This window comes from Fluviirhizobium alvei (genome assembly GCF_030551875.1).
GTDB classification, from domain to species: Bacteria; Pseudomonadota; Alphaproteobacteria; order Rhizobiales; family Rhizobiaceae; genus Rhizobium_E; species Rhizobium_E alvei.
In genome coordinates, this window is sequence record NZ_JAUOZU010000005.1 from 186,757 (window position 1) to 209,712 (window position 22,956).

The 22,956-nt window shown below is 60.2% G+C and carries 18 protein-coding genes and 1 other RNA gene; 9 read left to right on the forward strand and 10 right to left on the reverse strand.

Features of this window, described 5'->3' with window-relative positions; all coding sequences use genetic code 11:
* Positions 1-27 precede the first annotated feature (27 nt).
* Positions 28-594, forward strand: a complete 567-nt coding sequence (locus Q4481_RS05670) for a GNAT family N-acetyltransferase (protein WP_304375345.1) — start codon at positions 28-30, stop codon at positions 592-594.
* An 18-nt stretch (positions 595-612) separates the two neighbouring features.
* Here Q4481_RS05670 and Q4481_RS05675 read toward each other — a convergent pair whose 3' ends face one another.
* From Q4481_RS05675 to Q4481_RS05700, 6 genes are all read right to left on the reverse strand, one after another.
* Positions 613-2,196 (reverse strand): Do family serine endopeptidase, encoded by a 1,584-nt coding sequence (locus Q4481_RS05675; protein WP_304375346.1) that lies wholly within the window; start codon positions 2,194-2,196, stop codon positions 613-615.
* A gap of 25 nt (positions 2,197-2,221) precedes the next feature.
* Positions 2,222-2,407 (reverse strand): DUF2065 domain-containing protein, encoded by a 186-nt coding sequence (locus Q4481_RS05680; RefSeq protein ID WP_304375347.1) that lies wholly within the window; start codon positions 2,405-2,407, stop codon positions 2,222-2,224.
* Positions 2,404-3,312 carry a protease modulator HflC gene (hflC, locus tag Q4481_RS05685; RefSeq protein ID WP_304375348.1) on the reverse strand — a complete coding sequence of 303 codons (909 nt, stop codon included), beginning with the start codon at positions 3,310-3,312 and terminating at the stop codon, positions 2,404-2,406. The genes Q4481_RS05680 and hflC overlap by 4 nt, the downstream gene beginning before the upstream one ends.
* Positions 3,309-4,400 (reverse strand): FtsH protease activity modulator HflK, encoded by a 1,092-nt coding sequence (gene hflK, locus Q4481_RS05690; RefSeq protein WP_304375349.1) that lies wholly within the window; start codon positions 4,398-4,400, stop codon positions 3,309-3,311. Before hflK ends, hflC begins: the two co-directional genes overlap by 4 nt.
* A gap of 115 nt (positions 4,401-4,515) precedes the next feature.
* On the reverse strand, positions 4,516-5,040 hold the full coding sequence (locus tag Q4481_RS05695) for a dihydrofolate reductase (RefSeq protein ID WP_304375350.1): 525 nt from the start codon (positions 5,038-5,040) through the stop codon (positions 4,516-4,518).
* A complete protein-coding gene (locus tag Q4481_RS05700) occupies positions 5,037-5,831 on the reverse strand; it encodes a thymidylate synthase (protein WP_304375351.1) in 795 nt (264 codons plus the stop codon). The genes Q4481_RS05695 and Q4481_RS05700 overlap by 4 nt, the downstream gene beginning before the upstream one ends.
* Positions 5,832-5,935: 104 nt before the next feature.
* On the opposite strand from Q4481_RS05700, the gene ssrA reads away from it, so the two are divergent.
* The 3 genes from ssrA to Q4481_RS05715 all read left to right on the forward strand — a co-directional run bounded on the left by ssrA (position 5,936) and on the right by Q4481_RS05715 (position 7,163).
* Positions 5,936-6,294, forward strand: a transfer-messenger RNA (tmRNA) gene (ssrA, locus tag Q4481_RS05705).
* 139 nt (positions 6,295-6,433) lie between these two features.
* On the forward strand, positions 6,434-6,943 hold the full coding sequence (locus Q4481_RS05710; RefSeq protein WP_304375352.1) for an SspB family protein: 510 nt from the start codon (positions 6,434-6,436) through the stop codon (positions 6,941-6,943).
* 7 nt (positions 6,944-6,950) lie between these two features.
* Complete coding sequence (locus Q4481_RS05715; RefSeq protein ID WP_304375353.1) at positions 6,951-7,163, forward strand: DUF4169 family protein; 213 nt, start codon at positions 6,951-6,953, stop codon at positions 7,161-7,163.
* Between the two features lie 25 nt (positions 7,164-7,188).
* Here the strand turns inward: Q4481_RS05715 and Q4481_RS05720 are convergent, their stop codons facing one another.
* Positions 7,189-7,674: a thioesterase family protein gene (locus tag Q4481_RS05720; RefSeq protein WP_304375354.1), complete on the reverse strand. Its 486-nt coding sequence runs from the start codon at positions 7,672-7,674 to the stop codon at positions 7,189-7,191.
* A 108-nt stretch (positions 7,675-7,782) separates the two neighbouring features.
* On the opposite strand from Q4481_RS05720, the gene Q4481_RS05725 reads away from it, so the two are divergent.
* The 3 genes from Q4481_RS05725 to Q4481_RS05735 all read left to right on the forward strand — a co-directional run bounded on the left by Q4481_RS05725 (position 7,783) and on the right by Q4481_RS05735 (position 14,507).
* Entirely contained in the window at positions 7,783-9,195 is a 1,413-nt protein-coding gene (locus Q4481_RS05725) for an FAD-binding oxidoreductase (RefSeq protein ID WP_304375355.1), read from the forward strand.
* A 101-nt stretch (positions 9,196-9,296) separates the two neighbouring features.
* Positions 9,297-12,929: an AsmA family protein gene (locus Q4481_RS05730; protein ID WP_304375356.1), complete on the forward strand. Its 3,633-nt coding sequence runs from the start codon at positions 9,297-9,299 to the stop codon at positions 12,927-12,929.
* A 141-nt stretch (positions 12,930-13,070) separates the two neighbouring features.
* Entirely contained in the window at positions 13,071-14,507 is a 1,437-nt protein-coding gene (locus Q4481_RS05735) for a methyl-accepting chemotaxis protein (protein ID WP_304375357.1), read from the forward strand.
* 51 nt (positions 14,508-14,558) lie between these two features.
* Here the strand turns inward: Q4481_RS05735 and Q4481_RS05740 are convergent, their stop codons facing one another.
* The 3 genes from Q4481_RS05740 to Q4481_RS05750 are packed head-to-tail and all read right to left on the reverse strand — an operon-like array spanning position 14,559 to position 19,113.
* Positions 14,559-14,783: a ribbon-helix-helix domain-containing protein gene (locus Q4481_RS05740; RefSeq protein ID WP_304375358.1), complete on the reverse strand. Its 225-nt coding sequence runs from the start codon at positions 14,781-14,783 to the stop codon at positions 14,559-14,561.
* Positions 14,784-14,785: 2 nt separating this feature from the next.
* Positions 14,786-17,893, reverse strand: a complete 3,108-nt coding sequence (locus Q4481_RS05745; protein WP_304375359.1) for an efflux RND transporter permease subunit — start codon at positions 17,891-17,893, stop codon at positions 14,786-14,788.
* Entirely contained in the window at positions 17,890-19,113 is a 1,224-nt protein-coding gene (locus Q4481_RS05750) for an efflux RND transporter periplasmic adaptor subunit (RefSeq protein ID WP_304375360.1), read from the reverse strand. Before Q4481_RS05750 ends, Q4481_RS05745 begins: the two co-directional genes overlap by 4 nt.
* Positions 19,114-19,315: 202 nt before the next feature.
* Here Q4481_RS05750 and add point away from each other — a divergent pair, with 202 nt between their 5' ends.
* On the forward strand, positions 19,316-20,350 hold the full coding sequence (gene add, locus Q4481_RS05755; protein ID WP_304375361.1) for an adenosine deaminase: 1,035 nt from the start codon (positions 19,316-19,318) through the stop codon (positions 20,348-20,350).
* Between the two features lie 58 nt (positions 20,351-20,408).
* The gene (locus Q4481_RS05760) at positions 20,409-22,904 is read left to right on the forward strand and encodes an ATP-dependent helicase (protein WP_304375362.1); all 2,496 of its coding nucleotides are present in this window, start codon (positions 20,409-20,411) and stop codon (positions 22,902-22,904) included.
* Positions 22,905-22,956 lie beyond the last annotated feature (52 nt).

Sequence of the window (22,956 nt, forward strand, 5' to 3'; positions counted from 1 at the left end):
CCGAAACCAAGCGGAAGGAACAGAGGGATGTTTCTCAAGACAGAAAGACTGATCCTCCGTAACTGGACCGATACCGATGCCGACCTTTTCTTTGAGATCAATTCCGATCCTGAGGTAATGGAGTTTTTCCCTTTCCGGCGCAGCCGCGAAGAGTCGGACGAACTGCTTGCGAAAGTCCGTGCTACGATTGCCGAAACAGGCTTTGGTTTCTATTGCCTCGAACTGGCGGAAGCCAGCAAGCCGATTGGCTTCTGCGGGCTGGCCCGCGCCAACATCACCCCGCCCTTCTCTCAAGACGCGATCGAGATCGGTTGGCGGCTCGCACGCCCCTACTGGGGACTCGGACTTGTAACCGAGGCGGCGCAAGCGCTGCTTGCCTATGGGTTTGGCGAAAAAGGACTACCCGAAATCGTCTCTTTCGCAGTCCACGACAACCGGCGTTCGACCGCTGTCATGGAACGGATCGGCCTGAAACGCGATTCGTCACGTGATTTTCTGCATCCGCGCGTCCCGGACGCAGTGCCGTTGCTCAAACCGCACGTGACCTACGCCCTAACCCGGGATGTTTTTCTCGCCAAGAGTGCCCGCGCTTGAGCGGAATGGCCGCGCCGCTCAATCGAGCGGAATGGCCACCAGACGGAGGGCACCGGTCTTGTCGGCAAGCATCAGGTAGGCATTGCGGCGATCGGCCGATTTCAGCTCGGCGATCTTATCAGCCACATCATCGGGGGATTCGACGAAGTCCTGCGCGATCTCAACGATGACATCGCCCTTGACGATGCCCTTTTCCTGCGCCGGCGATCCGACCGGAACATCGGCTACAAGCACGCCTTCCACCGTTTCCGGAATGCCGAACGCCTTACGGTTTTCCGCCGTCAGCGTTTCGAGCGTGAGTCCGAGCAGATCGGACGGCTGCGGCGGCAGGGCTTGTTCATCCGGTCCCGGATCGGTCTCCGTACCATCCTTGCCGGTCTCCGGCGCATTCTCGACGACCGGTGGCTTGGCGGACGGATCGTCGGACGTCGCCGCCGGCTTGTCCTTTTCCTCCTCCGGCTGGCGCTTCAGCGTCACGTCGATGGTAATTTCCTTGCCCTTGCGCAACAGCACCGCCTTGAGCGGCTTGTCGATCGGGCTTTCGGCAACGATCCGCGGCAGATCGCGCATTTCGTTGATGTTCTCACCATTGAACTGCAGCACGACATCGCCGATTTCCATCGATCCATTGTCGACCGGGCCACCGGTGATGATGCCGGAAATCAGCGCACCGCGCGGACGGTCGAGCTTGAGATCGGCGAAAATGTCCTCGGTCACCGGCTGGATACGGACACCAAGCCAGCCGCGCCGGGTTTCACCGAATTCGCGCAACTGGCTCACAACAGTGGTTGCGATCTCGGTCGGGACGGCAAAGCCAATGCCGATCGAGCCACCAGTCGGCGAGATAATAGCCGTATTGATGCCGATCACTTCGCCGAACATGTTGAAAAGCGGTCCGCCGGAATTGCCGCGATTGATCGCTGCATCGGTCTGGATGAAATTGTCATAGGGTCCGGCATTGATGTTGCGGTTTCGCGCCGAAATGATCCCCACCGAGACAGAACCGCCAAGCCCAAACGGATTGCCGATCGCCATCACCCAGTCGCCGATCCGCATCTTGCGCGAATCCCCGAAGGCCACCGCTTTCAGCGGCTTCTTCGGCTCGACCTTCAACAGCGCGAGGTCGGTCTTCGTATCGGTACCGACCAGCTTGGCATCGAGCTTGCTGCCATCGGCGAAATTCACCTCGATCTCGGTGGCACCTTCGATCACGTGATTGTTGGTGACGATGTAACCCGCCGGATCGATGACAAAGCCGGAGCCGAGCGACGAGACCTTGCGAGGTGCCTTGTTGGCATCCGGGTTCTTGAAATAATCGTCGAACAGATCCTGGAACGGCGCATCTTCAGGGAAGTTCGGCGAGGGAAAGCCGCCGTCGGCATCGGTTTTCGAGGTCTGGGTAATCGCAATATTGACGACGGCATCGATCAGCGACTCTGCGAGATCGGCGACCGATTCCGGCCCCCGTTGGGTGCTGTGTTGCGCCGCCTCTTCGGCATGAGCCACAGAGTTGCCGGGTGGCAGAACCGAAACCGCGCTCGCCCCGAACAGCAAACCGATTGCGGCTGCCGATTTCACTGCCTGTCCATTCTTGCGCAACATCTGATCCTCATGCCAACCGGTTTCATCAACCGCGTATCAACCACACCATTGCCACGCCGAGAGCCATTGCGGCAAGGCCGGACAACCGCAATTGCCCTTCCGGCATATGGGGCAGCAATTGTGCCAGTCTTTTGACGAAAGAAGGGGCCACTGCGTACAGTAGCCCCTCGATCACCAGAAAGAATGCTAGACCGACGACAAAGTCGCTCATTGCGCCTGACCAGGCTCCTGGTTCTTCCGCACCTGTTCATTGTTGAAGTACTGGAAGAACTCGGAGTTCGGCGAGACGACCAATGTCGAATCGCCCGTGCCGAATGCGGTCGTGTAGGCACTCATCGACCGGTAGAAGGCATAGAATTCCGGATCATTGGTAAAGGCTTCGCCGAAGATGCGGTTGCGTTCGGCATCCCCTTCACCGCGCAGGATCTGGGCATCCTTGCTGGCAGCAGCAACGATTTCCACCTTGCCACGGTCGGCAATTGCCATCCGCTTCTGGGCGCCTTCGTTACCGCGCGCACGAATGGATTCAGCCTCGGCGAGACGTTCCGCCTTCATGCGGTCGAAGGTCTGCTGCGAGACTTCCTTGGTCAGATCCGTTCGGCGAATGCGGACATCGGTGATGTTTAGGCCGAGCGATTCGGCATCCTTGGTGATGTCCTCGCGGACTTCCCGCATCATCGAGCCGCGCTCTTCCGAAAGAGCGGCTTCAAATCCGCGCAGACCGTAAACGCGACGGAGGGCGGAATCGAGACGGGTCTTCAGGCGGGATTCTGCCTGCGTGACGTCACCAGCCACCACTTCACGGAACTTGCGGGCATCATTGATGCGATAGACCACGAAGGCATCAACCTCGTAGAACTTACCGCCAGAGACCTGAACGCGCATATTGTCGATATCGAGCCGCAGTTCCTGGTTCGACACATACTGCACGCGATCGGCATCAAGGAAGGCGAACGGCAGTTTGAAATAGATGCCCGGTTCGGTCTTCACATCGGTGATCTGACCGAAACGGATCACGATCGCCTGCTGACGCTGGTTGACGACGAAAAACGAGGAGAAGACACCGACAAGAACGATGACGAGCGCGACGGCTCCGATTGTCAGACGATTGCTCATTGCTGCGCTCCCTTGTCCGCCGGGCGCGTCAGATCATTGAGCGGCAGCAGGGGCAGCACGCTGTTGGAGCCCAGGTTGGTATCGGTCACGACCTTCTTGGACGAACTCAGGACCTTCTCCATTGTTTCGAGATAGATGCGCTTGCGGGTAATATCCGGCGCCTTCTTGTACTGTTCATAGACCGACAGGAACCGCTGCGATTCACCGATCGCTTCTGCAACGACACGGTTCTTGTAAGCTGCCGCCTCTTCGCGGATCTTGGCGGCTTCACCGTTGGCCTGACCGCGCACCTTGTTGGCATACTGGTTGGCCTGTTCGAGCATACGGTCTTCGTCCTGCTCGGCCTTCTGCACTTCATCGAAGGCGCTCGACACTTCGCGCGGCGGCGACACGTCTTCGATCGAAACGGTGTTGACGACGACGCCGACGCGGTAACGATCGAGCGTTGTCTGGATCGCTTCCTTGACCTCCTGGGCGATGGCCTGGCGGTTGTCGCGGAAAATATCCTGCGCCGGACGACGACCGACATATTCGCGCATGACGGAATCGGCCACCTGGGTCAAAGTCTTGCCAGGTTCGGCAACGTTATAGAGATAGGCGCGCGGATCAATGACGGAGAAAAGCAGCGAGAACTGCACATTGACGATGTTCTGATCGCCCGTCAGCATCAGGCCTTCGCCCTGGCGGTCATTGGCCGAAAAGCCGATCCGCTGCTGCTGTTCGTTGACATTCACGAGTTCGACGGTTTCCACCGGCCACAGCATGAAATGCAGGCCGGGACCCGAGACATCGTCCTTCGGCTTGCCGAACACGGATTCAACGCCGCGTTCATCCGGCTGAACCGTGTAGACCGCCTGGGTCAACCAAAAACCGGCCAGAAGCAGAATGACGATGATGCCGATTCCGCTGTTCATTCCGCCCGGCAACAGGTTCTTCAGCCGATCCTGGCTTCTGCGGATGATCTCGTCGAGATCGGGCGGAGTGCCGTTACCGCGCGGGCGGTTGGGTCCCTGACCCCAGGGTCCTTGGTTCTTTCCGCCGCCGCCGCCCCATGGGCCGCCGCCGCCGTTCTGATTGCTCCAGGGCATTCATACCTCTCGTTTGCTGTTTCCTGGCGCCGCTGTCGGCGGTCGCACTTGACACCGTTATAGGTATCGGCGGGCACGGTTTCAACGCATGCGCCGGACGATCGCTGCAATTTCGCTAATTATGCTTGAGTTGCGACGAATGGCGCCGGTATCGGACATAGCGGGAAGGATAGTCATCCTTCTCGCCGGCCGGCACGGTTTCAATCTCTTCGGCGCGCCAGATTTCCGGATCAATGGCCGGAAAATGCGTGTCGCCTTCTATCTCGGCATCCACATGCGTCACATGCAGAATGTCGGCGCGGTCCATCGCCTGCGCGTAGATGGTCCCACCACCGATCACGCAAATTTCATCGACGCCGAGCCGGGCTGCCTCGATTTCCGCCCGCGCCATCGCCGCATCAAGCGACGGGCAGACGATCACCCCCTCTGCTGCAAATTCGGGATTGCGGCTGACGACGATGTTCGGTCTGCCGGGTAGCGCGCGTCCGATGGAGTCGTAATTCTTGCGCCCGAGAATGATCGGCTTGCCAATGGTCAGTGCCTTGAAGCGCTTGAGATCGGTGGAGAGCCGCCACGGCAGATCATTGTCGCGACCGATCACCCGGTTCTGCGCCATCGCCACAATCATCGAGACGATCATACCGCCACCGGTGCCTTGATATGCGAATCCGCCTCATAGCCGATGAGCTCGAAATCCTCGAACCGGAAGGCAAAGAGATCCGTGACCGCCGGATTTATGCGCATTACCGGCAAGTCCTTCGGCTGCCGCTGCAACTGCAGTTTCGCCTGCTCGAAATGGTTGGAGTAAAGATGCGCGTCGCCGAGCGTATGAACAAAATCGCCCGGCTTCAGGCTAGTCACCTGCGCCAGCATCAAGGTGAGCAGCGCATAGGAGGCGATGTTGAAGGGGACTCCCAGGAAGATGTCACCGGAACGCTGGTAGAGCTGGCAGGACAATTTGCCATCGGCGACATAGAACTGGAACAGGCAGTGGCAGGGCGGCAGCGCCATCTCGTCCACCTGTGCCGGATTCCAGGCGCTCACGATATGGCGGCGCGAGAAGGGATTGGTTTTCAGCCCCTCGACAAGACGGGCGATCTGATCGACGTGACCGCCCTCCGGCCGGGGCCAGGAACGCCACTGGTAGCCATAGACCGGGCCGAGTTCGCCATTCTCGTCGGCCCACTCGTCCCAGATCGAGACCCCGTTTTCCTTCAGATAGGCGATGTTCGTATCGCCGCGCAGGAACCAGAGGAGTTCATGGATGATCGACCGCAGATGCAGCTTCTTGGTCGTCAGCACCGGAAAGCCCTGGGCGAGATCATAGCGCATCTGATAGCCGAACACCGATCGCGTGCCCGTGCCGGTCCGGTCGCCGCGGTCGGTTCCATGCTCGAGCACATGTCCGAGAAGATCGAGATATTGTTTCATGGGGCGCCTCATATCTGGTAGCGCCACTATATCATGCGTCTTGCCACGATTCCCAGCCTGCAGCCGAAGCGTCACCAGATTTGTGTATCCAGAATTCTGCAAGGGGCCTTTGCAACGAATGTCATTACCCCTATATAGAGGGTGCCGGTTCGCCGGCTATGGCAATAAACGGGCGGTGTAATAAACCCATTGGACCCGGGGGCGGTACCCGGCGCCTCCACCAAAAACTGTTCAGCCGAACAGTTTTTGATGGGGGCGAAATAGGATCGACAAGGGCGTAAAGATCGACTTTTTGCTCGGCATGATACCACCGTTATCGGGTCAACAGAGTAGTTGCAAACGACAACAACGCTCAGGGTTACGCTGTCGCTGCTTAATCGCGGTGCCAGAAACCCAAATTAAGTCCTTACGGGTAGCACTGTAAGGCGGGGTCCGAAGGCACCTGGCAACAGAAGCCTTCACTTCTCTTTTCTCCGTTTCGCTAGTCTTTCCAACCATGTCGCTCCCTGCCCTGGGCAAGACAATCTGAATATTGGCGTTGCCAAAGTGCCGGAAAATGGCATAGTCAGGCGAAAGATCATTTGCGTGAACAGGAATCGGACATGGGGCAGGATCACATCCGCTACGATATTTTGGCTCAGGACGCGCTTCGCAGCGTGATCCGCAAGGTATTGTCTGAAGTCTCCGCGACCGGCAGTCTTCCCGGCGATCACCACTTCTTCATCACCTTCCTGACAACAGCACCGGGCGTCAGGATTTCCCAGCATCTGAAGTCGAAATATCCCGAACAGATGACCATCGTCGTGCAGCACCAGTTCTGGGATCTCAAGGTCAACGATACCTATTTCGAGATCGGCCTTTCCTTCTCCGACAAGCCTGAGAAGCTGACAGTGCCGTTTGCCGCCATTCGCGGCTTCTATGACCCGTCGGTGAATTTCGAACTCGAATTTGATGTCGCCGTTGCCGAAGAAGCGGAAGTCGAAGCCGAGATCACGGCCTATCCGGTTCAGCCGGCCGAAACCGCAGCCGCTGCCGAGCCGGCCGGCGAGAATGGCGAGGCAAAGCCCGGCGCCTCGGTGGTGTCGCTGGACGCTTTCCGCAAGAAGAACTGAGGCACGGATGAGCGGCGACGTCGTCAATCTTCGCCAGTTCCGCAAGGCCAAGGCGCGGAACGAAAAGGAAAAGACCGCCGCCGAAAACCGCATCCTGTTCGGCCGCACGAAGGCTGAAAAGAACCTCACCAAAGCGCTCAATGCCAAGGCAGAGCGCCAGCTTGATCAGGGCCGGCTGGACAAATCGTCGAAAAGCGAAGCGGACGACGGATCCGATTGACACCGCAAACAATCCGGAAAGTGCGTCAAGTCAGTCCGCGGATCCGCCCCATATGTTTGGTGCGTGGCAGCGATCGATGATAGCGCAGCATCGTCATCGCATCGGCAAAAGCCATCTCCGGCATCGCCACGACGCGATTTTCCTCAAGATCCAGATTGAGATGGACGCTTTCAGCCGCAGCGGCGAGCCAGCCATCGAGATGATAGATTTCCTGATAGACATGGAGCCGCCGATCGTCCGCATCGATGAGACGAAAGGTCACGCGCACGCTATCGCCTTCTTTCAGCCCGCGAACATAACTGACATGCGTTTCCGCAGCCATCAGCGCCGACTTGTTGGCAATTAAATGGCGTTCGCCGAGATCGAGGATCTCGAGCGCCTCAGCCATAGAGCGGTCGAACAGGGCGCCGTAGAAGGCCGATTGCATGAGACCGGCGGCACCGATCCAGCGAGGGTCGACGATGATGGTCGGACCGATGATCGGCGTGTCGAAACGTGCGATTTCATTCATTTTCTGGTCTATCCGATGCTGGACAAGCTGGGGACTTTGCCACATTACTTTGACGCATTTTTTCGCCATCGTGGCGAGATCATTTCGAATTTGCAAGGTCTCGAATATATGGGCATTTCTTCGATCCGTCCGGGTATCCGAAACGAGGAAGGCCTGGCCAGTGCCGGGCAGGTTCTCCGACAAGTCTTCGGTGATCGATTCCAGACTGGCGAATCGATCCGCGCCCAGCATGCACACACGACGACCTGGGTGCCACCGCAATTGCCCGATGGGGTGGTTTTCATCGAAACTGCTGCCGATGTACGCGAGATCGTCCGGATTGCCACGCAACACCGCGTGCCGCTGATCCCATTCGGTACCGGCTCGTCGCTGGAAGGACAGGTCAATGCGCCGAATGGCGGCTTCTCGCTTGATTTCAGCCGCATGAACAAGGTTCTCGAAGTCAATCCCGACGATCTCGACTGCACCGTCGAGCCCGGCGTGACGCGCGAGGAGCTCAACAGCCATCTGCGCGACACCGGTCTCTTCTTTCCGATCGATCCCGGCGCCAATGCCTCGATCGGCGGCATGACATCGACGCGCGCCTCTGGCACCAATGCCGTCCGCTACGGGACGATGAAAGACAATGTTCTGGCGTTGACGGTCGTAACCGCCAATGGCGAGGAAATCCGCACCGCCCGCCGCGCCCGCAAATCCTCGGCCGGATATGACCTCACACGGCTCTTTGTCGGCGCCGAAGGATCGCTCGGCATCATCACCTCCGTGACGCTACGCCTGCAGGGCATTCCCGAACAGATCGCCGGCGGCTACTGCAATTTCCCCACGCTTCGCCAGGCTTGCGAAGCGGTCATCATGACGATCCAGATGGGCATTCCCGTTGCCCGTATCGAGCTTTTGAATGCGCTGCAGGTCAAAGCCTGCAACAGTTATTCCGGCCTGAACCTGCCCGAACAGCCCTCGCTTTTCGTCGAGTTTCACGGCTCGCCGGATTCCGTCCGGCTGCAATCGGAAGCCTTTGGCGAGATCGCCGCCGAAAACGGATCGAGCCCGTTTGCCTGGAGCGCCAACCCGGAAGAGCGCGCCCGCATGTGGAAGGCCCGCCACAATGTCTATTGGTCCGCCAAGGCGCTTCGTCCCGGCGCCAATGCTATCGCCACGGATGTCTGCGTGCCGATCTCGCGCCTTGCCGAATGCGTCGCCGAAACCGAAATCGACATTGCAGAGCATGGGCTGCTCGCACCGATCGTCGGCCATGCCGGTGACGGCAATTTCCATGTGTCGCTCGTTATCGACGACAAGGACCCCAAGGAAATTGCCATCGCCGAAGCCTTCATCGCCCGGCTCAACAAGCGCGCCCTCGCCATGGATGGAACCTGCACGGGCGAACATGGCATTGGCCAGGGCAAGCAGGAGTTTTTGAGCGACGAGCTCGGCGGTTCTGTGGACATCATGCGCCAGATCAAGAAATCGCTCGATCCATTGAATATATTCAATCCCGGCAAGATCTTCGCTCTGGATTAAATGGGCCGAAGGGGATGATGCGCTTGCTCCGGGCGCCAAATCCCCTAACCTAGGTTCAGCCAGCCTGTCGGGATCGTGAAGGCAATTGGGAAGGGAAATCGGTGCTCAGCCGCATATTCATCGTCGTTGGCGGTCTCCTCGCAGTTGCGCTGTTTGTCGCCCTGATCGGGCCCTATTTCATCGACTGGACCGGCTTCCGCCAGGATTTCGAAAACCAGGCGAGCCGAATCATCGGCAAGAAGGTCGTCGTCCATGGCACGGTCGATGCGCGCCTTTTGCCCTTCCCGTCCGTGACGATGACCGACGTGCGCATCGGCGAGGCCGAAAACGGCGAAGCGCTGGTGACCGCCGAAAGCTTTTCGATGGAGAGCGAGTTGGCTCCCTTCCTGAGCGGGCAAGCACGCATCTACAACATGCGGATCGAACAGCCGAAACTCAGGCTGGAACTCGGCGAGGATGGACGCCTCGATTGGGTGCGCACCGGCACGCCCCAGATCCCGGCTTCCAGCGTCACGCTCGAAAATGTGTCTGTCACCGGCGGCGAGATCCTGTTCATCGATCGCCAGACCGGTCGCAACCGCCATGTCACCGGCCTCAATCTGAACGTCTCGGCACGCACGCTCGCCGGCCCGTGGAGCGTCAATGGAACCGGCGCGATCGACGGCAAGACAGGTCGTTTCGTGCTCAATACCGGCATTCCTGAAGCGGGCAAGCTGCTCGTCAAGCTCAGGCTCGCCCCCGATGATCCGGCCGTCGTTACCGATCTTGACGGGACGCTCGCACTCGCCGGCGACCGGCCGCAATATGTCGGCAAGTTCCGCCTCCGGGGCCAGTCGCGCAGCGAAGGCGCTACGACAGGCGAGGAAACGGCCGAGCGCAAGTCCGCGTCTCCGCGCGTCGCCGGCGATTTCGAACTGATGAATGACCGGCTGCACATACCAGCCTATGAATTCAGCGTCGGCAATCCGGACGATCCCTACATCGTCACCGGCGAAGCGACCATCGATGCGGGCCGCAACCCTGAATTTCTCCTGACGGCGGAAGGTCACCAGATCGACCTTTCGCAATTCGGTCAGCAATCCGACGGGACGTCCGATGCCCAGCCGGTCGCGTTCGCCGATCGGGTGCGGGCGCTTCTCACCATCGCCGCCGATATCCCCATCCCGGCCCTTCCGGGGGAGGCGAAGATCCGCCTGCCCGGCCTTGTGACCAACGGCACCACCATTCGCGACATCACGCTCACCATGCATCCGGACAAGGATGGCTGGCTGATCGACAAGGCCGAAGCTCAGTTGCCGGGCCGGACGACCCTGTCGGCGGCCGGACGTCTCGCACTCGGTGAGACCAAATCCTTCATCGGAGATCTGCTGATCGGTTCCCAGCAACCGTCCGGATTTGCCGACTGGGTGACGGGCGACGTGCCGGAATCGATCCGCAAGCTGAAGACGGCCGGCTTCTCCGCCAAGGTGAATCTGACGCCGGACCTGCAGCGTTTCGAGGATCTCGAAATCGTCATGGGTGCGGCCAATCTGCGCGGCCGTCTCGAACGCCAGATCGCCGAGGACGGCATGCCTGCGCTGTCAGTCGATCTCAAGGGTAACGATTTCGATCTCGATACGATCCGCGCTCTGGGCGGCCTGATGACCGGCGAGAAATACACCGGCACCCTGCTCGGCCATCGCATTGCCGCCAAGTTGAAGATCGATCATTTCTCTGCCTTCGGGCTCGAAGCCAGCGGCCTCGACACGGCCTTTTCGCTCTCGGAAGGCGCAGTTTCCGAGCTCCGGCTCGATCTCGCCGACTTCTATGGCGCGACGATCCATTCCACAGGCGGGATCGCAAGCCTGGCGGGAACGCCGAAGGGCGAAGCCCAGATTGCGTTCAAGTCGAAAGATCCAACAGCGTTCCTTGCCTTTCTCAAGAGCCGCATCCGGGCGCATCCGGCGCTGGCCCGCCTTGTCGCCAATGCGAGCTACTTCACCGACAGCGACATGAACCTCAAGCTGCGGCTTGGTCTCGGTGACTGGCCGGTTGAGGCCAACCTCGAAGGCACGGCCCGCGGCACCCGGGTTGCGGCAAAACTGGCGGCGCAGACGCTCAATCTCGCCGATTCCGGCGGCCTTTCGCTTGATGCGACCGTCGAGAACCCGCAAGCATGGATCCTGCTTGGGCAGATGGGCCTGCCGACAATGCCCTTCGATGCCGATGAAGACAGCCGGATTGTCCTAAAACTGTCGCAGGCGCCGGAAAGCGAGCCTCAGGTTTCGCTCACCTACAGTTCGTCAACCACATCCCTGTCGGTCGAGGGCCAGGCGGCACTCGACGCCGCCCGCTTTCTCGAAGGCTCCTACGCGGTCGAACTCGACAGTGGCGATCTGGCACCCTACCTGCTGATGACCGGGCTGACGCCGCCGCGGATTACCGAAGGCCTGCCGGCCAGACTGACGGCCAATGTCTATGTGCAGCCGGAAGGAATTGGCGTCGAAAGTCTCGATGCCGATCTCGACGGCAACAAGATTGCCGGAATCCTCAGCATCGATCGCCGTATGGCCAAACCAACCTTCGCCGGAGAGTTGACGGCCAGCACGCTCGATCTTGCCTGGTTGTCCGAAACGGTGTTCGGCCAGGTGGTCGATCCGCTGTCGGGTGGATTGTCGTCCACGCCGTTCCTCAAGAACCAGACATTGCCCTTCAACACGGATCTGGCTCTCTCCGGCGATACGCTGCATCTCGGCACCCTCGGCGACGTGACGGCCTTCCGGACCCGGCTCGCCTTGAAAGATGGGCGCATCACCCTGAGCGATGCCAGCGGCAAATTCTCGACCGGAACCTTCTCCGGACGTGCCGAGTTCGGCAACACGGAGGGCAACGGTTTCTTCCGCAGCCGGATCGATATCCGTCAGGCCCGCTTTTCGACCGCACTCTGGCAGGTGGCGGACAAGCCGGCCTTGCAGGCCACGGCTGATCTGTCGCTTGTGCTCGACGCATCAGGAACCAGCACCGCATCCATGCTCAACAATGCCACCGGTTCGGGCACGCTGACACTCGGCAAGGCTACGATCAACGGTCTCAACGGCAAGCTACTGCCCTCGCTTCTGGCCTTTGCGGATGCGACCGACGGCGATGTCACGGATGCCAAACTCCGCGCAGAGGTCGACAAATCCCTCTTCCAGGGCAGTATCACGCTCGATCGCATCGACCTGCCTTTTGCGCTGGCGGCCGGAAAATTCCGGGCAACCGATCTTCATGGCAGCAATGAAGATCTTTCCTTCGGTGGTGAAGTGGATCTGGCAATCGATCCCGCCACGATCGATGCCAATCTTGCCCTGACCTATGCCGCCGGTGACAATGCACTGGCCGGAGCCGACCCGACCATTGCCCTGCACTGGAAGGGCGCGCTCTATAGCCCGGACCGCAGGATCGACCTCACGGCCATGACGGGTTTCCTGTCCTTGCGCAAATTCGAACAGGAACGGCGAAGGGTCGAGATCCTGCAGCAGAACATCGCCGAAAAGCAGCGTTTGCGCCGCGAGGCAGCCCTATACAGGGCAAGAAATGCGGAACGGCAGCGTCTGAAGCTCGAAGAGGAAGCCGCCGAAAAGGCGCGCCGGGAGGCTGAGGCGCTCAAGCGTCAACAGGAGCTTGAGGCGAAAGATCCCGCAGCCCCGGCCGTCAATCCGGACAAAGCCGATCCAGCCATCGAGATACCGCCGTTAGATCAACCAATACAATGAATGGTCGGACTTACCACGCGACATACTTGTACTTTCCGGAAGTTTGACGGTTTCGGAAAGATTTCAAGAAATATTTAACCAATCCGCCGCATCCTCGGTCGCAGTTTACTTACCCATGAATTTGCCACTGCGGAGGATACTATGGCATTTTTCAGCAAGCACTCTTCGGGGGAGTTCCAGGCGCTTTCCCAGAAATACCAGAACCTGAAAGAACGCTCGGATCTCCTTGATGAATCCTGTGGCATCGGTCTCTGGGAAGCGGTCCTCCACAAGGGCGATGCCATGCATCCCGAAAGCATCTGGACCTGGTCTGCCGAGTTCCGCCGGATGGTCGGCTATAACGACGAACGGGAATTTCCCAATGTCGTCCAGTCCTGGTCGGACCGTTTGCATCCTGATGATGTTGCACCGACATTTGCCGCTTTCGGTGCCCGTCTCGAAGACAAGTCCGGCAAGGCCCGTTACGATGTCACCTACCGCATGAAGGTGCGCGACGGCTCCTATCGCTGGTTCCGCGCCACCGGTGGCTGCCGCCACATGCCCGACGGCATCACCATTCGCGCCTGCGGCTCGCTGAGCGATGTCCACAACCAGAAACTTCTCGAGCTGGAAGTCGAGCGCAATACGAAGGATGGCCAGATTGCCATCGTCAACATGGCAGAGGCGCTCGCGGCAATGGCGCGTGGCGATCTCGCCTTCCGGATCACGACCCAATTCCCGGAGCGGACCGAACCGCTGCGTCGCGACTATAACGCTGCCGCCGAGAAGTTGCAGCAGATCATGATCGCGGTCGATGGCGCACTGCGCCAATTGCAGAGCGGCACCGAGGATATTTCCGGTGCGACGGACGACCTTTCGAAACGCACCGAACAGCAGGCGAGCTCGCTGGAACAGACTGCCGCAGCTCTCGAAGAGATCACGGCGACCGTACAGAAGACAGCCTCAAGCACACGGGAACTGACGAGCTTTACCAGCAAAGCCCGTCTCGCAGCCGAGGATTCCGGAAAGGTCGTCTCCACCGCCGTCAAGGCAATGGCCGAGATCGAGAAATCATCGAGCCAGATCGGCCAGATCATCGGCGTCATCGACGAGATCGCGTTCCAAACCAACCTGCTCGCCCTCAATGCCGGTGTCGAGGCCGCCCGCGCGGGCGAAGCTGGCAAGGGTTTCGCCGTTGTGGCGCAGGAAGTGCGCGAACTCGCCCAGCGTTCCGCCAACGCCGCCAAGGAAATCAAGTCGCTGATCTCGACCTCCTCGGAACAGGTCGCCCACGGCGTTTCGCTCGTCGACAAGACCGGTGGCGCGCTGGAAAACATCATCGTCGAAATCAACAACATTGCCCATTCGATCGAGGAAATCGCCCACTCGGCCCAGGAACAGTCGACCGGGATCAACGAAATCAACAGCGCCGTCAACCAGATGGATCGCATGACGCAGCAGAACAGTTCGATGGTGCAACAGACGGCGTCCTCAAGCCACGGTCTGGCCAACCAGGCCCGTCACATTGCCGATCTCATTGCAGGTTTCAACCTCGGTCAGGATAGAAACACCCAGCAATCGCGCCGCCGCGCGGCCTGATCCGGCAAGGCCATTCTAGACAATCCAGAAGGCCCGGATCCGTCCGGGCCTTTACCGTTTTTCGCCGCGCTCACGCTTCAGCTGCCGAAGCACTGCGAGCCGAAGCGCCGAGGAGAGGTTGTCGCTCTCCTCCCGTCCGTCGTCGATTTCGGCAATCAGTCCGGCAAGCGGCAAGCCGCGCTGTTCGGCCATTGCCTTCAGCTCAGTGAAGAACTCCTCCTCAAGCGAGAAGGAGGTTCGGTGGCCATGCAGGCTGATCGAGTGTTTGCGGATCATGGTCACTCCGCCGCCTGGCGCAATTCGCGGTCGAGCCGTTCGGCCTCATGCGCATGCGGTTTCGACAGGCCTGCGAGCAGGAGATAGGCGACCGGCGTGATATAGAGCGTCACGAGCGTCGCAAGACCCAAACCGCCGACGATGACCCAGCCGAGCGCGATGCGCGCTTCGGCCCCTGCACCATGGCCGAGCACAAGCGGAAAGCCGCCGAGAATGGTGGCGATCATCGTCATCATCACCGGCCGCAGACGGATGCGGCAGGCATTCTCGATCGCCTTGCGGACGGTCTGCCCCTCATCGCGCAGCTGGTTGGCGAATTCGACGATCAGGATACCGTTTTTCGCCATGATGCCCACCAGCATCACGAGCCCGATCTGGCTATAGATATTGATGCTCTGGCCGGTCAGCAGCATCGCGAAGATGGCGCAGGCGAGCCCGAGCGGCACCGTCAGCATGATGATGATCGCCGACAGGAAGCTCTCGAACTGCGCCGCCAGCACAAGAAGGATGATGATGAGCGCAAAGCCGAACACGGCGGCCATGCCGGACGAGTTTTCGTTGAGCGTCGCGGCCTCCGAAAGCGGCATCAACCCGACATCCGGCGACAGTTGCTGCGAGGCAAGCTCGCTCACCAGCGCAAAGGCATCGCCCAGCCCCAGATCAGCCTTCGGAGTCGCCTGGATCTCGACCGAACGGGTCTGGTTCTCGCGCGCGAGCTGCGGCGGAATCGCACGTTCCTTCAAGGACGCAACCGTCGACAACGGCACGAATTTTCCTTCCTCGGTCTTGAGGAAGATGTTTTCGAGATCCTGCGGATCATTGATCGGGTTGGACGAGGACATCAGCGTCATACTGACGGAGCGACCGTCAACATAGACATCACCGATCGATTTCCCATCGAGCATGGCCTGAAGGGCATCGGCAAGCCCATTGATATCGACGCCGATATCGGCCGCCTTGGCCCGGTCGATATTGACCGAGATCTGCGCCTGGGTCGGGTCTGCCTGCAACCGCACCAGTTCGAAACGGCCGGTCTGGTTCATCAGGTCGATGAGTTTGCCGGCCTCGGCATAGAGTTCGTCATAATCCGCGCCCGTGAGTGCGAATGTCAGGCCGCCACCACCACCGCGAATGCCCAGACTGTTGGGCTGCATGATGAAGGCCTGAAGGGCGGGCGCCGAACCGAGCGCCTTGCGCACATCGTTAGCGATCTCCACCTGGCCGCGTACGCGTCCCTCCCATTGCGCCAATGTCAGAACCATGAAGCCGGAATTGTTCGCGCCACCCATACCGGTGATCGAGAAGATGTTGGCGATTTCGCCGCTCTGCCTCAAAGGTTCGAGCTTCTCTTCGATGCGTCGCATCTGGTCTTCGGTATATTGCAGGCTCACACCCTGCGGCGCCTGGGCCCGGAGCATGATCATCGAACGGTCCTCGGACGGCGTCAGCTCCTGCGGCAGCGAATAGAAGAGCGCGAGCGCCGCCGCCGACAACAGAACCGATACGGCAATGACGACCGCAGGCGCGGCAAGAACAGCACGCAGCGTGACCCGATAGAACCAGGCGAAGGCATGGCCGAAAGCCGCCAACGGTCCGGTCGCATGTTCGCCCTCGAGCTCCGTCTTGCCGATGAAACGCGAGGCGAGCATCGGACAGAGTGTGAGCGCGACCACGCCCGAGAGCATGACGGCAACCGCAAGCGTAAAGCCGAACTCGCGGAACAGACCACCGGCCTGACCGGGAAGGAAGGCGAGCGGCACGAAGACAGCGGCAAGAGTGATGGTTGTCGCCACCACCGCAAAGAACACCTGGCTGGTTCCCATGACCGCAGCGGCCCGTGGTCCCATACCTTCGGCACGGCGGCGCATGATGTTTTCAAGCACCACGATCGCGTCATCCACCACCATGCCGGTGGCAAGCACGATCGCCAGAAGCGTCAGGATGTTGATCGAAAAGCCCGCGAGATAGATTGCCGCCAGCGTGCCGATCAGCGCCACCGGCATGGTGATTGCCGGAATGAGCGTCGCACTCAGACTGCGCAAGAACAGGAAGATGACGGCAACCACGATCAGAACCGCAAGCACCAGCGAGTTGATCACCTCGGCGATGGCGCCGCGAATGAAGGTCGCATCATCGCTGGTTACCCGGATCGCCATGCCCTTGGGCAACGACTTCTGCAGTTCTGCAACGACGGCGTGAACGCCACGCGAGATGTCGAGCGTATTGGACTGCGCCTGCCGTAGCACGCCGAGCCCGACGCCCGGCGCACCGTTGGAACGCATGGTCGAGGTGCCGTTTTCCGCCCCGATGGAGACATCGGCGACATCGCCCAAACGAACCTTGCCATTGATGATCACCGCCTCGAACTCTTCTGGTGTGGTGATATCGGAGGTCGCGCGGACGACGATATCGGTCTGGGCGCTTTCGATCGACCCGGCGGGCACATCAAGCGCCGCATTGGAAAGTGCGGATGTCAGCGTCGCAACCGTCATGCCGCGCAGAGCCAGCTTGGCCTGGTCGATATCGATGCGGAATGTCTTTTCGCGATCGCCGAAATACTGGACGTCGGCAACACCTGTAACCGAGGCCAGCCTCGGTTCGATCCTGTCCTCGATGAAGATTGTCAGGTCTTCGCGTTTCATCGTTTCCGACGTGACGGCCAGCCGCATGACCGGCTGGGAATCCGCATCCGCCTTGATGATCCGCGGTGCATCTGTCCCCTCCGGCAGGGCATTGGTGATGCGGCTGATCGCATCACGCACATCGGCGGCGGCTGTCGCCAGATCGGTATCGGCAGAAAACTCAAGCGTGACGCGGCTATTGCCGAAGGACGAGACCGAAGAGGCCGATTTAAGACCGGTCACGCGGGCGGCAGCGCCTTCGATCACGTCGGTCACTTCCCGGTCGATCGTCTCCGGCGAAGCACCGTCTAGCGTTGTCCGAACGGTAATGACGGGTTGGTCGACCGAGGGCAGTTCGCGCACCTCGATACCCTGCCAGGCGGCAAGCCCCGCCACCACGATCAGGGCGTTCACCACCAGCGCCAGGATGGGCCGGCGTACAAACAGAGAGGCAGAAAAGGCCTGCCCGATCTGGGACACGGCACTCATTGCGCCGCTCCCTTGGGAGTGGCCGGCGCTTTGACCTTCTCTGCGGCGCTCGCGGTCTTGTCCGCTTCGGCCTTTTTCGGCTCGGAGCCGAACAGCTTGACCTCGATACCGTTTCTCAGTCGCTGTAACCCTTCGACGACGATCTGCTGTCCTTTTTCGAGTTCGCCGCTGACCAGGACGCTATCGGGGTTGCGCGCGATGACCTTGACGGAAACCCGCTCGACCTTCATGTCCTTGAGGCGCCAGACGAAAGCTCCCTGGCTGTCCCACTGGATTGCCAGCGGATTGACCGACGGATAGCGATCACCGGGAAGCGCAAGCGCGACTTCGAAGCCCTGCCCGGCCCGGAGACTATCGTCCTCGTTGCCGATTTCCGCCTGAATGCGCATGGTGCGGCTGGCTGCATCGATCCGGTTGTCGATGGCAACGATGCGACCCTGATGGCTCTTGTCGGGTCGGGCGATCGCGGTTGCCTCGATCATCTGTCCTTCGGCAAGCAGGGGCGAGAACCGTTCCGGCACCCAGAAATCGACCAGCAGCTTCGAGCGGTCATCGATGGTGACGATCGTCGAGGAAACGGTGACATAGTCGCCCGCATCGACATTAACGATACCGGCAATGCCGGCGATCGGAGCCCGGATCGTGCGGCGATCAAGGTTGAGTTCGGCTTCGGCGACCGCAAGCCGCGCCGTTTCGACCGTCGTCTGCGCATCCTGCAGATCAGCCTGCGAAATGATCTTCTTCAGGCCCTCGTTACGCGTGAGCTTGTCCGCAGCACTTTGCAGCGCAACCTTGCTCCGTTCGAGCGCGATCTTCTCAACGGCATTATCGAGCCTGGCGATGACATCGCCGGCCGCGAGCTTCTGGCCCGGCTTGACGAGAATCTCGGAAATCTGGCCGGAAACGAGCGGCGTGACGTCCACCGAACGGATGGCATCGCCGTCCCCGATCGCCGAAAGCCGATCATTGACGCGCCCCTCTTCAACGACGGCGACCACCACAACCGGCGGCCCCTGCGGTCCGCGGCGACCGGCATTGGCGCCCGGCGCCTGCGCCTTCTCCGAATGGTCGGAGGCCGGTCGACCGATCGCAACGAGAATGCTGTCGGGAACACCGATCTTCCGGGCGATTTCGGGGCCGCCAGGCAGGGCATAGGCCAATGCCAAGAGGCCGATCGCCAGGACGATAACGCCGGTCAGGAGTTGGACAAATAGGCGCATTCATTCGCTCCGGATCTGAGTGTTTCGCTCTCCCCTGTTGCGCTTATCGGCAATTCGACGCCGAGCGGCAAGGCCGCAGGGAAGAGATGAACGAATTGTAATGTTGCGATGATCTGACATCCCCCCTTGACGGCCTTATGTGAAAGAGCGAAATTTTATGCAGTTTTATGATTGCCTGTATTTTCATCAGATTGGACCCTCGATGCTGACGTTGCGTGAATTTCTCCACCGCCTGCCAAAGATGGAACTGCACCTGCATCTCGAAGGCGCGATCCTGCCCGCGACCGCTGCCGATCTGGCGCGCAAGAACGGCGTAACGCTTCCGCCGCATGAACAGGTCGAAGACCTTTATCACTATCAGGACCTCAAGGAGTTTCTCGACATTTATACGGCGGTCTCCGACAGCGTGATCACAGCCGATGATTATCGCCGCATCACCTACGAGATGCTGGAAAGCTGTGCCGCCAACAATGCCCGCTATGTGGAGTTTTTCTTCTCGCCGCAGGTCCATTTCAAAAATGGCGTCACGTTCGATACGATGATCGATGGCATCGCGGCCGGCATGGATGATGCGAAGGCCGATTTTTCGATCGACAGCCGCATCGTGCCTGGCGTCAACCGCGAACTCGGCCCGGCTGCAGGCGAGGAATTGCTCGACATGATCCTTGCGCGCAAGGAAGAGCGCCTGATCGGCATCGGTCTCGATTTCCTCGAAGCGCCCTTCCCGCCCGAGCCCTATGCCAATCTCTTCGAACGCGCCCGCAAGGCCGGGCTCAATGTCACCGCCCATGCCGGCGAAAGCGGGCCGGCCGTCCATATTTCGGGCTCGATCGATGCGCTCGGCGTCAACCGCATCGATCACGGCTATCATGTCGTCACCGACCCGGTGCTCATGCAGCGCTGCAAGGATCTCGGCACACTGTTCACCGTCTGCCCGTCGACCGCCGCCGTCACATCGCCCTGGCACGATCTGACACCGGATCATCCGATCAAACAGATGGCGGATTTCGGCCTCAGGATCATGATCAATTCCGACGATCCGCCGATGTTCGGCACCGATCTCGGGCTCGAATATATCAAATGCGCCGAACTGATGGGCTTTACGCCCGCCGACTTCCGTCGCGCGGCACTCGATTCCATCGATGGGTCCTGGCTGGACGATAGCGAGAAAGCCAGCCTGTCGCGCGAATGGGCTGCCGAAATCGATATGCTGATCGCCGAACTTCAACCGGCCTGAACAAAACAAAAACGTCCATATCTGGTCATTGGCAGCCGAATCACTACATTAAGGCCCGATGACCAGAGGTTTTGACGATATTCCCTTCTTCGACGAGGAACCCGCCCCGCGCCCGGCCAAGCCGCAGGCACAGCCTGCTGCCGCCAGCGGCGGGCTGGCCGCCCGCGCGCTTGCCGCCCGCAATGCCGCCGCACCCAAGCCCTCCTATCTCGAAGGATTGAACCCCGAACAGTTGCGCGCTGTGGAAACGCTCGATGGCCCGGTCCTGGTACTGGCTGGCGCCGGCACTGGCAAGACGCGCGTTCTGACCACCCGCATCGCCCATATTCTGGCGACCGGACGCGCCTTTCCGAGCCAGATCCTCGCCGTGACCTTCACCAACAAGGCGGCGCGCGAAATGCGCGAGCGCATTTCCCATCTTGCCGGCGCCGCCGTTGAAGGCATGCCCTGGCTCGGCACCTTCCACTCGATCGGGGTGAAATTCCTCCGCCGCCATGCCGAACTGGTGTCGCTGAAATCCGACTTCACCATTCTCGATACCGATGACGTGATCCGGCTGCTCAAGCAGCTGATCCAGGCCGAGGGACTGGATGACAAACGCTGGCCAGCCCGCCAGTTTGCGCTGATGATCGACAACTGGAAGAACAAGGGGCTTGATCCGGACCAGATCCCGGAAGGCGATTCCCGTGCCTTCGGCAACGGCAAGGGCCGCCAGCTCTATACCGCCTACCAGAACCGGCTGAAAACGCTCAATGCCTGCGATTTCGGCGACCTTCTGCTACACCCGATCCGCATCCTCAAGAACAATCCCGATATTCTCGCCGATTATCGCGACCGCTTCCGCTACATTCTGGTTGACGAGTATCAGGACACCAACACCGCCCAATATATGTGGCTGCGGCTTTTGGCCCAACGGCCGAGAGCAAACAACACCGCTCCTTCTTCTCATCGCTCCGAAACCGTCAACATCTGCTGTGTCGGCGATGACGACCAGGCGATCTATGGCTGGCGCGGGGCGGATGTGGACAATATCCTGCGCTTCGAAAAGGATTTTCCCGGCGCAACCGTCATCCGGCTGGAATGCAACTACCGTTCGACCGCCCATATTCTCGGCGCCTCCGGTCATCTCATTGCCCATAACGAAGGCCGGCTCGGCAAGACGCTGTTCACCGAAAGCCACGATCCGGACGACGAGAAGGTCATGGTCCATGCCGCCTGGGATTCGGAAGAAGAAGCCCGCGCCATCGGCGAAGAGATCGAGCAGCTGCAGCGTCGCGGCGCCAAGCTCAACGATATCGCGATCCTGGTGCGCGCCTCTTTCCAGATGCGCGAATTCGAAGACCGGTTCGTCACGCTCGGCCTGAACTACCGCGTCATCGGTGGCCCCCGCTTCTACGAGCGGCTCGAAATCCGCGATGCGATGGCCTATTTCCGCCTTGTCTGCCAGCCGGCAGACGATCTCGCCTTCGAGCGGATCATAAACACGCCGAAACGCGGGCTGGGCGACACGACCGTGCGCTCGCTGCATGACTATGCACGGTCCCGGGATATCCCGATGCTGGCCGCTGCCGCCGACATGGTGGAAACCGAAGAGCTGAAGCCAAAGGCCCGCAAGTCGCTGTTCGACGTCGTGCAGAACTTCAGGCGCTGGAGCCAACTGCTTGAAACGACTCCGCATACCGAACTGGCTGAACAGATACTTGAAGAATCCGGCTATACCGACATGTGGAAGGCCGACAAGACGGCTGAAGCGCCGGGAAGGCTCGAAAACCTGAAGGAACTCATCCGCTCCATGGATGCGTTCGAAAGCATGCGCGGTTTCCTCGAACATGTCTCGCTGGTCATGGATGCCGAGCAGAACGAGAATCTCGATGCCGTCTCGATCATGACGCTGCATTCGGCCAAGGGTCTCGAGTTCGAAAATGTCATCCTGCCCGGCTGGGAGGAAGGGCTGTTTCCGCATCAGCGCGCGCTCGACGAAGGCGGACGCAACGGTCTCGAGGAAGAGCGACGGCTCGCCTATGTCGGCATCACCCGCGCCAAGCGCCGCTGCCATATCTGGTTCGTTTCCAACCGCCGCATTCACGGGCTCTGGCAATCCACCATCCCTTCGCGCTTCCTCGATGAACTGCCCGAAGCCCATGTGGAAGTGGCCGAGGTCGAACAGAATTACGGCGGCTATGGCCGCAATGCCTATGGCCAGTCACGTTTCGACCGCCAGGAACCGTTCGCCTCCTCCTATTCCTCGCCCGGCTGGCAGCGCGCCCAGCAGAACAAGACCGATGCCACCCGCACCAACTGGGGCAACCGCTCCGGCCTGTCGGTGGAACGGATCGGCTATGGCGAGGCCGGCCCGACCGGTCGCGTCATCCAGGGAGAACTGGTGGCGAAATCCAAGGTCGAGACCGCTTCGGCCTTCGCCGTCGGCGACCGCGTCTTCCATATCAAGTTCGGCAACGGCAATGTCTCGGCCATCGAGGGCAACAAGCTGACGATCGATTTCGACCGCGCCGGCCAGAAGCGCGTGCTGGATGGGTTTGTCGAGAAGGTGTGAGACTATTGGGTATGCGGAAGCACCTTAGGATTGCGCATCGGTGCGATGGTTG